Origin of the sequence: Sphingorhabdus sp. (assembly GCF_046596595.1) — a bacterium.
GTDB lineage: Bacteria > Pseudomonadota > Alphaproteobacteria > Sphingomonadales > Sphingomonadaceae > Sphingorhabdus_B.
In genome coordinates this window covers 1-10109 of record NZ_JBKJMB010000113.1, presented here as the reverse complement: position 1 = coordinate 10109, position 10109 = coordinate 1, and the positions used below count along the sequence as shown (strand labels likewise).

The following is a 10109-nucleotide window of genomic DNA, read 5'->3' as shown; positions in this document are numbered from 1 at the left end:
TCCCATCATCCCGACCCACGTTCTAGACCGCAGCCTGAATGACGCGAATCAACTAACCGATATGGTTATTTGTAGGAAAGCGGTTTTTGGAAGTGTAGGTGTTTGCGTGTCGTTGAGCCACTCAACGGGTCGTCATCCTGAACTCGTTGGTGCGCTGCACGCCTTTGGGCTCCAGCAACTCAACCCTTCGTCATCCTGAACTTGTTTCAGGATAACGCACAAGCGTCGCCTGTTATCCTGAAACAAGTTCAGGATGACGAATGGGGAGGAGGATGACGAAGCTGCGAAAACATGCCCCCTCCCCGCCCATAAAAAAGGCCCGAACCATCGCAGGTCCGGGCCATGAGTTGGATGTTCGCGGGAGGAACATCGGGAGGCGGCGGGGCGTAAAAGGAGAGGAGAGAACGCCCCGCCGCCAAGCCTTGAAAAAGATTCTATGTTGGTCGTGCGGACGAAGCGAAAAACCGGTTCCCACTTTTTCTGCCGCACTCCCGTTTAGTAATTATACGCCCGCTCCCCATGTTCGGTGATGTCGAGGCCTTCGCGTTCGGCATCTTCGGCTGGACGCAGACCCATGGTCAGCTTCAGCCCGTAGAACAGGACAGCGGAGACAACTGCCGTCCAAACAACGGTGGTGCCAACAGCCCAGATTTGAGTCATGACTTGTCCAGCCATATCGTATTCGCCCGGTACCGCGGGGAATACGGTATAGTCGAACCAGCCCTGACCGCCCAAAGCGGGATCAGCGACGATGCCGGTGCCAATGGCGCCGACGATGCCGCCGATGCCGTGGACACCAAAGACATCGAGCGTGTCATCATAGCCAAGCTTGTTCTTCACATAAGCGACGAACACATAGCAGAGGCCCGATGCGGCAAAGCCAAGCAGGATCGAGGTCATCGGCGCAGCAAATCCGCTGGCTGGTGTAATCGCAACGAGGCCAGCCACTGCTCCGGTTACCGCGCCAAGCAACGAAGGCTTGCCATGGTGGAACTGTTCAATCAAGCACCATGCAACCGCAGCGGCAGCCGTGGCGACAAAGGTGTTGATGAACGCGAGTGCCGCAAGACCGTTTGCTTCCAGATTGGAACCAGCGTTAAAGCCGAACCAGCCCACCCACAGAAGCGACGCGCCGATCATGGTCATGGTCATCGAATGCGGCGGCGTGGCTTCCTTGCCGTGGCCAATACGTTTGCCCACGATCAGGCAGCCAACAAGGCCAGCGATACCTGCATTGATGTGGACGACGGTGCCACCAGCGAAATCAAGCGCGCCCCAGCCCCACAACAGACCCATATCGGTGGGTGCATCGACCAAGAAGTCGGGTCCAGCCCAATACCAGACCATGTGCGCAATCGGGAAATAGGCGAAGGTCAGCCACAACACCGTGAAGATCATCAGCGGCGTGAACTTGATTCGCTCCGCAAACGCACCGACGATCAATGCCGGCGTGATGCAGGCGAAGGTCATCTGGAACACCACGAACGCATATTCGGGAATATAGACATTGTTGCTGAAGGTTGCCGCGTAGGTGGTCGCATCGACGCCTTGAAGGAAGACCTTGGAGAAGCCACCGACAAACGCATTGCCGCTGGTGAAGGCCATGCTGTAACCATAGGTCACCCAGACAAGCGCCGCGACGGACACGATCATGAACACCTGCATCAACAGGCTGAGCATGTTCTTTGTGCGGACAAGGCCGCCATAAAATAACGCAAGCGCAGGAATGGACATCAGCAGCACGAGCGCGGAGCTAATGAGCATCCACGTGGTGTCGCCCTTGTCGACCATGCCAGCCATTTGTTCGACCGTTGGTCCCTTGATCGGACCTTCGGCAACAGCCACCGTGGCCGCCACCTCGGCAACTGCAGCGCCAGCCGCCGCTGCGCCTTCAGCTGCCTTTTCCGCAGCCTCCTGCGCAAAAGCGGGCAAGGCAGCGAACAATGTCGCCCCCGCCGCGCCTAGAAATTTCAGTGTTTTTGACATTATCTGGTTCCCCTAGCTTGATTTTTTCGCGTCAAAGCGCGGTTTCGTTGGTGTCGCCGGTGCGGATGCGTAACGCACCGGCGAGTTCGAATTCGAAGATCTTGCCATCGCCAATCGCGCCGGTTTCGGCCGCATGCTGAATAGCTTCGATCACCGCAGGGGCTTGATCGGCAGCGCAAGCGACCTCAATCTTTACCTTGGGCACCATGTTGGTTTCATATTCTGCGCCGCGGTAGATTTCCGTCTGGCCCTTTTGACGGCCAAAGCCTTTCACCTCGGTCACCGTCATGCCGGAGACGCCAATAGCGGTAAGCGCCTCGCGCACCGGGTCCAGCTTGTGCGGTTTAATAACGGCGATAATATATTTCATGCACACCCCCACTGTTGTGCAGTGCAATATGCAAACCCCGTGCCAGAAACCGAAAATGGCGGGAGCGCAAGGGTAAGCAGGCGTTTGCCGCGGGAAACGCACCGAATATGCTTTAGCGATTGCCTAATTTTTAATCAGGACCAATCATGTGCTTAATATTTAGGCACCTAGCCGATATGCATTGTCGCCCATAACGGCAGATGGTCCGATGCCTGTTTGGACAACGCCGACACATGGCAGTCTGCTTCGGTTACTTTGAGATCATGGCTGACAATGATCCGGTCCAGCCGCGCCACCGGGCGCGATGTGTGAAAGCTTTTGGGTGTCTGCACCAGCCGGTGATGGTGGAAAGCAAGCTCGCTCAACGCGCCGCTGTCCGACCATTGGTTGAAATCACCCATCATCACCGTCGGCATGAAGCGCGGACTTGCGTCAATCGCGGCAAGCAACGCGCGGATCTGCTTGCGCCGCCAAAGGCCCGACAGATCGAGATGCACACCAATCACGCGCAGCGGATGTCCGTTGACCACCAGCTCCGCCATCACCGCGCCGCGCGGCTCAAGCGTCGGCATATCGATAGGTTGGGCATGCCGCACTTCGATACCCTTGCGCACAAGGATCGCATTGCCGTGCCAGCCAATGGCGGCCGGGCGGAAGTTTAGCGGCACGGGCATATACGATGTTTCCGCCTCTAACATGGCAAGCGGAAGTGCGCTGACTCGCGCGCCAAAGCGGCGGTCAACCTCTTGCAACGCAATGATATCGGCGTCGATTTCCTTCAGCACGGACAAAATGCGTGCTGGGTTGCGGCGCTGGTCCAGCCCGACTGCTTTACGGATGTTATAGGTCGCAACCTTGACCGCGTGGCTCATGCGTTAATTCGCTGGCCCGAAAAAACGGTCGGTCGCGCGCGTCGGCAGGCCATCGATGCTGCGGGTGCGCTTTTTCGTCTTTCTAACCCAAGCCACGGGGTCGGATTGCGCATGATATTTGGTAAGCGTTTCGCGCTCGCGTTCGAACGCCATGAACGGCACGCCCCAGCCACAACTGCCCTGCACGCTTTCGACATCGATCAGGAAAATCTGACGTGTCCCGGGCAGAACAGTGAAGTGCGCGGCAAGTGCTTCCCATTCGGCATCCTGCGGCAGGACTGACCTGCCCTTGCCGTAAATCCGCAAGATCAGCGCCGGGCGGTCAAAGTCACAGAACATGATCGTAATGCGCCCGTCCGCCGCCAGATGCGCGTGGGTTTCATTCCCTGACCCGCCAAGGTCAAGATAGGCAACACGCGCCGGAGACAACACGCGGAAGCTGTCATAGCCCTTGGGCGACAGATTGATCCGCCCGTCGGCAGCCGCCGTCGCCACGAAAAACACCGGCTGCTTGCCGATCATTTCTATATGCTTGTCAGTGAGCGTTTCGGTAAAATCGGACATGCGCCGGTTTTGGCGGATTAACGGGCGAAGTGCAACCTAACAGGAGGTTCCAGGTAGCGGAATGCCCATGGGACCCTTGCACTTTTTCTTCGGGCGGGGTGTCTCGCCCTCGTCCGAACTGTCCGACATCTCGCCCATATTGCCCATGCCCGTCAGGAAGCTGCTGAACGCACGATACCGCACTTTGGCCGTCCAGTCGATGTTCCACACAGCCTTGGGATCCGCTGGCTTGGGCGGAAAGGCAAAATTCTCTTCTGGGCCAAACGCATTCATGCTGCCGAACATCATCCCGCCGGATGCTGCCTTTGCCTCGGCTGGAATCGCGCAGGTCGTCTGCGACGGTGGCATCACGTTTTTGGCAGCAATCTGCCGTGCAACTTCGGCAGGGGACAGCCAGTCCATGCCAACGGCGGAATCGCGGCTGCTGGCCGACGTCCACATCACCATATCGCCGCCCTGCCCCGCGCGCTCCATCCCGCCCATGGCAAAAGCGGCATAGCCGGTGGCGGTCGGGATCGCGTTCCAGCCCAGCAGGATCGCGCCCAATTGCTCGCGCGGATTGATCTTCAGCGACGCCATATAGTCATTGGCCACGGCGAACTTGATTTCGGGCGTGAAGCCGCTGGTAACGCGATGCTCCCCGCGCAATGACGAACCCGATTTGGGCTGTTTGCCGTTAGCGCCATTGGGCCACCACGCGGCATTGGCATCGCGCGCTGCGGCGGCGGCCTGATATCCGCGCATTTGCGCGGGCATTCCTGCGGGCATTTGCGCAGTGGGCATCTTTGCAAAATCGATGATGAAGGGCTGGCCCTTGGGCGCCTGTGTGTTGCAACCCCAGAACATCAGAAGCCGGCCCTTGGGTTTTTCCATGCCGCGCGGGTCATCGTCGCGGTCAGGCTTCGAAGGCTTGCCGGGGGCATCGCCAAGCAAGGGCACTGACTTGCCATCTTGGCCGCGGGCAGGAAGAGATGCTCGCCCTTCTCTGGCTGCTGCGGCGATGGCGTTGTCGAGGTCAGCCGCAGGTCAAGCATGTAATTGTCACCACCGCCACCGCCCAGCAGACTGCCAAGTCCGCCGCCCATCATCGCCCCCATGCCCATGCCGGCCATGGTGGACACATCCATCGCATAGGTGGCTTTGGGGCCAGTGGTTTTCTGCTGGGCAGAGCTGGGAACGACGGCAATCACTGCGGTGATCGAGATAAGTCCAGCAAAGTGTAACGCGGTGCGCACGGTCAATTCTCCTGTTAATCCGGAACGGTGTTCCGGCCGACGAGCGACCTGCGTATTGTTATGCCTTAACCATATGCCTGTTGAAAAAACGAAGCAAGTCTTACCATTTATGCCCTGACGCCACGGCTTCTGCTTCGCCCGCTCGGTCGGCGCGGCCAAGCACATCGTTGCGGTGCGGGAAGCGTCCAAAGCGGTCAATCATCGCCTGATGGTCGAGCGCAAATTGCGTGAGCCGCTGGTCGCCAAGGCTGCTGATAAGGCGAACCGATTCGCGTTGGTCAGCGGCGTCTTCGCTATGTTCAAACGGCAGATAGAGGAACAGCCGCTGGTCCTTGCCCAAGCCCACATCGACGCCCGACGGGACCGTCTGGCGGGCAATAGCCAACGCAATATGGTCGGTGGCAAAGGCCTCAGCCGTTTCGCGATAGGCATTGCGCGGGACCTGATCGAACAGGATGATGGCCGCAAGTGCAGTATCCGCATCACCGGTAAATGCCTCCACTGGCTGGCCGCGCATGGCATCGCGCCATCCGGCAAAATTGTGCGTCACGGCCTGATCGAAATCGGGGCCGCCGCCGAACCAGTCGGAATCCTTATGTTCGTCGAACCAGAAACGCAGCAATGTTGCCGCCCAGCCTGCTGGCGGCATCGCCATTTCGACGTCCTCGTCTTCGTTGTCGTTCACCCCGCCGTACCGCCGACGGTGAGCGCGCTGACCAAAGTGGTCGGCTGGCCGACGCCCGCTGGAACGCTTTGCCCCGCCTTGCCGCAGACGCCTACGCCATCATCCAGCGCCATATCGTTGCCAAGGCCAGTGATCTTGTTGAGGGCGGTTGGGCCATCGCCAATCAATGTCGCGCCCTTGATCGGGTCGCCCAATTTGCCGTCCTTGACCAGATACGCCTCGGTGCAGCTGAACACGAATTTGCCCGACACGATGTCGACCTGCCCGCCGCCAAAGCTCTTGGCGAAGATGCCGTTTTTGACGCGGCTGAGCAGTTCGGCCGGATCATCATTGCCGCTGCGCATAAAGGTGTTGGTCATCCGCGGCATGGGTGCATGGGCGTAGCTTTCACGGCGGCCATTGCCAGTGGGTGCAACGCCCATCAGCCGCGCATTCATGCGGTCCAGCATGTACGCGCGCAATATGCCGTCTTCGATCAGGACATTTTCCTGCGTTGGCGTGCCTTCGTCGTCAATCGACAGCGACCCGCGCCGATTCTGCATCGTGCCATCGTCAACGACGGTGACGCCGGGCGCAGCGACGCGCTGGCCGATCTTGCCGGAAAAAGTGCTGCTGCCCTTGCGGTTGAAATCGCCTTCAAGGCCATGGCCGACCGCCTCGTGCAGCAATATACCGGGCCAGCCGGGTCCGAGCAGAACGGTCATTTCGCCCGCTGGCGCCGCGACCGAGCGCAAGTTGGTCAGCGCCTGCGCCAATGCGGCGTCGATCGCATGTTCCCATTCATGCTCTTCGAACAACTTGTCGTAGAGATAACGGCCGCCAAAGCCGTAGGTGCCGGTTTCGCGGCGGTCGCCATCCTGCGCCACGATGGACACATTCAGCCGCACCAGAGGCCGCACATCGGTCGCGATAAAGCCGTCGGCGCGGACAACCTCGACGACCGTCCAGCTACCCGAAAGCCCGACGCTGACCTGCGCAACACGCGGGTCGCGCGCGCGCGCGGCGGCGTCGATTTGCTGGCACAAGGCAACCTTTTGCGCGAACGGCACCAGCTCAAGCGGATTGCCGTCGGTGTACAGATGCCGGTTGTTCTGGCGTGGCGGCGGTGCGGGTTGTTCCTTGGCCGGATCAAGCAGCTTCAGCGTTTCGCCTGCACGGCGGATGGCAGCCTCGCTCATGTCATTGGCGTGGCTGAAGCCCGTCATTTCGCCCGAAACACCGCGCAGGCCAAAGCCCGAACCGGTCGAATAATCGGCCATCTTCAGACGACCATCGTCAAAGCCGAAACTTTCGGTCGCGCTATATTGCAAATATAGCTCGCCATCATCACACGACTTGAGCGCCTCGCGCGTGATACGCTGCGCCGCGTCAGGGTCGAGCAGGCCGGGTTGGTAAAGGTACGAGCGTGGGTCTGTATAGGTCATGACAGCTATATGGGACGGTGCGGCTGAGGTTGAAAGGGTAATTTGTGATTTTGATGCGCAAATCCCCTCCGCTTCGACTTGCGATGGGGAGGAGAATATATCCTCTCCTCCTGCTTCGTCGTTCTTAGTGTCGTCATGCACAACGTCGTCATCCTGAACTCGTATCAGGATAACGGGCGACGTTAGTTTGTTATCCTGAAACAAGTTCAGGATGACGATGGGTTTGGATTAGGATGAAAATGAGTTGGGCTTCGGATGACGGAGGGGAATTCAACAGTGCAGGCCCCTCCACCATTCGGTGCGCGAACGGTCCCCCTCCCCATCGCAAGTCGATGGGGAGGATTAGGATGTATCCTCCCGGCTTCGTCATCCTGAACTTGTTTCAGGATAACAAACAACCGTCGCCCGTTATCCTGAACTGTTTCAGGATGACGATGGGTTTGGCTTGGCTGACAACGGGTTTGACTTCTGATGGCGATGGGTTTGGCGAAGGCGGGAATGACAAATCGGTTGTCAGTCTCTAAAGCCCCCAACATGACCGCAAGATTTCAGTTTTCCATCTCCGCCACCGACGGCAAAGCACGCACCGGCAGCATCCAGATGCGCCGCGGGGAAATCCGCACGCCTGCTTTCATGCCCGTGGGCACCGCCGCAACGGTCAAGGCGATGCGCCCTGCCGAAGTGCGTGCGACGGGCGCGGATATCATCCTTGGCAACACTTATCATCTGATGCTTCGCCCCGGCGCCGAACGCGTCGCGCGACTTGGCGGCTTGCACCAATTTTCCGGCTGGGACCGGCCGATATTAACTGACAGCGGCGGATATCAGGTCATGAGCCTGTCGGCTTTGCGCAAAATTACCGAAGAGGGCGTATCGTTCCAAAGCCATCTCGATGGGGCAAAGCATATGCTGTCCCCTGAACGCTCAATGGAAATTCAGCGCCTTCTGGGATCCGACATTGTCATGGCGTTCGACGAATGTCCGGCAAATGGCGTGTCGCGTGACGAGGCAATCAAATCGATGGAACTGTCGATGCGCTGGGCAAAAAGGTCGCGCGAGGGTTTCGATGCTGGCGGCGACCATGCGGAGCGTGCGGCTTTATTCGGAATTCAACAGGGTTCGCTGGACGAGGAATTGCGCAAGCGCTCCGCCGACGCGCTGATCGACATCGGCTTTGACGGCTATGCTGTTGGCGGCCTTGCCGTGGGCGAAGGACAAGAGGCGATGTTTGGCTGCCTGGATTATGCGCCTGACCAATTGCCCACCGACCGGCCGCGCTATTTGATGGGCGTGGGTAAGCCCGACGATCTGGTTGGCGCAGTGGAGCGCGGGATCGATATGTTCGATTGCGTGCTGCCCACGCGGTCGGGACGTAACGGGCAAGCCTTTACGCATGTCGGCCCGATCAACATCCGCAACGCCAAATTCGCCGAGGATCAAGGTCCAATAGACGAGAAATGCACCTGCCCCGTCTGCGCGACATGGACGCGCGCTTATGTGCACCACCTGATCCGCTCGGGCGAGATTTTGGGCGCGATGCTGATGACTCAGCATAATCTGCATTATTACCAGATGCTGATGGCAGGCATGCGCGCCGCGATTTCGGAAGGTCGCTTTGCGGCGTTCGCGCAGGACTTCCGGCGAGATTATTTGAGCAAGTGAGCGCGTCTTTCCCTCTTCGTCATCCCCGCGCAGGCGGGGATCCAACTCCAAACCGTGAGTTTCTAAGGCTGCGTCGGCGGAAACCGTTTGCTCCTGAGTTGGATTCCCGCCTTCGCGGGAATGACGAAGTGTGGCGCAGGAATGACGACGTGAGGGGCGGGAATGACGATGGGTTGGGGAGGTTTTCGTTGTGAGCAACATCAGCGAAGCCATCGTCCGCGCGCGCGCAAACAGCCCGTTTCTGGCCGGGCTTATCGACCGCAACCCCGACCTGATGCCGGCCATCGAAGCTGGCAATTTCGATGCTGCACTGGCCAGCGCGCTCGCCCGAAGCGCGGATAATGTCGGCACAACCTTGCGCAAACAACGCCAAGGTGTCGCGCTCGTTACGGCAATCGCCGACCTGTCGGGCGCGTGGGACCTGACCCGCATTACGCATATCCTATCCGATTTTGCGGACCATGCGCTGGACGCGGCGATTGCGGCGGCCATAGAGGAACGCGTGCCGGGCGCCCCCAACCAAGGCTTCGCAGTCATCGCGCTTGGCAAGCATGGCGGGCGCGAGCTGAATTATTCGTCGGACATTGATCCGATTTTCCTGTTCGACCCCAAAACTCTGCCCCACCGCGAACGCGACGACGTCGCCGAAGCAGCCGTGCGTTATGGACGCCGCATCATTGAACTACTGTCGGCGATGGATGGTGATGGCTATGTCTTTCGCGTCGACATGCGGTTGCGCCCCTCGCCTGAGGTTAGCCCGATTGTCCTGCCAGTCGAAGCGGCCATCGGCTATTATGAATCGAGTGCGCTGGCGTGGGAGCAAGCCGCGTTCATCCGGTCGCGCGTCAGTTCCGGCGACCGCGCGCTTGGCGAATATTTCCTGTCAGCCATTCAATCCTTCATCTGGCGCAAGTCGCTCGACTTCGGCCAGTTGAAAAACATCAGCGCGATGACTGCGCAGATCCGCGACCATTATGCCAAGGGTCAGAAAATGGGTCTCGGCTTTGACCTGAAGCGTGGCCATGGCGGAATCCGCGAATGCGAATTTTTCGCGCAGGCGCATCAGTTGATCCACGGGGGCCGCGATCCGGGCTTGCGCATGGCGGATACGAGAGAGGCGCTTGCGGCATTGGCGGCGGCTGGGCCAATCACAACCCAAGAGGCAGAGACTCTGACATCGGCGTATAACAGTTTGCGTACGGTCGAACATCGCCTGCAAATGCATAGCGACCGCCAGACGCACGAGATTCCGGCCAACCGCGACACCGCAGATGCCGTGGCGCGGCTGCATGGCCTGGCCGATGCCGATGC

At 59.3% G+C, this 10109-nt stretch carries 10 protein-coding genes and 1 pseudogene; 3 read left to right on the top strand and 8 right to left on the bottom strand.

The genetic code is table 11. The features are described 5' to 3' along the window. On the top strand, window positions 1-199 hold a 199-nt coding region (locus tag ACLL9E_RS11150), incomplete at its 5' end, for a hypothetical protein (protein WP_411291805.1). Between the two features lie 296 nt (window positions 200-495). On the opposite strand, the gene ACLL9E_RS11145 is transcribed toward ACLL9E_RS11150, so the two are convergent. From ACLL9E_RS11145 to tldD, 8 genes are all read right to left on the bottom strand, one after another. Beyond that, complete coding sequence (locus ACLL9E_RS11145) at window positions 496-1986, bottom strand: ammonium transporter (RefSeq protein WP_411291804.1); 1491 nt, start codon at window positions 1984-1986, stop codon at window positions 496-498. A gap of 31 nt (window positions 1987-2017) precedes the next feature. Beyond that, window positions 2018-2356: a P-II family nitrogen regulator gene (locus tag ACLL9E_RS11140; protein WP_411291803.1), complete on the bottom strand. Its 339-nt coding sequence runs from the start codon at window positions 2354-2356 to the stop codon at window positions 2018-2020. 167 nt (window positions 2357-2523) lie between these two features. After that, window positions 2524-3228, bottom strand: a complete 705-nt coding sequence (locus ACLL9E_RS11135; RefSeq protein WP_411291802.1) for an endonuclease/exonuclease/phosphatase family protein — start codon at window positions 3226-3228, stop codon at window positions 2524-2526. A gap of 3 nt (window positions 3229-3231) precedes the next feature. Then, complete coding sequence (locus ACLL9E_RS11130; RefSeq protein WP_411291801.1) at window positions 3232-3792, bottom strand: pyridoxamine 5'-phosphate oxidase family protein; 561 nt, start codon at window positions 3790-3792, stop codon at window positions 3232-3234. A 36-nt stretch (window positions 3793-3828) separates the two neighbouring features. Further along, window positions 3829-4731, bottom strand: a complete 903-nt coding sequence (locus ACLL9E_RS11125) for a hypothetical protein (RefSeq protein ID WP_411291800.1) — start codon at window positions 4729-4731, stop codon at window positions 3829-3831. Beyond that, window positions 4638-5027, bottom strand: a complete 390-nt coding sequence (locus tag ACLL9E_RS11120; protein WP_411291799.1) for a hypothetical protein — start codon at window positions 5025-5027, stop codon at window positions 4638-4640. The genes ACLL9E_RS11125 and ACLL9E_RS11120 overlap by 94 nt, the downstream gene beginning before the upstream one ends. A 100-nt stretch (window positions 5028-5127) precedes the next feature. Continuing rightward, entirely contained in the window at window positions 5128-5712 is a 585-nt protein-coding gene (locus tag ACLL9E_RS11115) for a DUF924 family protein (RefSeq protein WP_411291798.1), read from the bottom strand. Beyond that, window positions 5709-7136, bottom strand: a complete 1428-nt coding sequence (gene tldD, locus ACLL9E_RS11110) for a metalloprotease TldD (RefSeq protein ID WP_411291806.1) — start codon at window positions 7134-7136, stop codon at window positions 5709-5711. The genes ACLL9E_RS11115 and tldD overlap by 4 nt, the downstream gene beginning before the upstream one ends. Window positions 7137-7670: 534 nt before the next feature. On the opposite strand from tldD, the gene tgt reads away from it, so the two are divergent. Further along, window positions 7671-8798: a tRNA guanosine(34) transglycosylase Tgt gene (gene tgt / locus ACLL9E_RS11105; RefSeq protein WP_411291797.1), complete on the top strand. Its 1128-nt coding sequence runs from the start codon at window positions 7671-7673 to the stop codon at window positions 8796-8798. Between the two features lie 190 nt (window positions 8799-8988). Continuing rightward, window positions 8989-10109 (top strand): annotated as a pseudogene (locus tag ACLL9E_RS11100) (glutamine-synthetase adenylyltransferase); the annotation flags it as partial.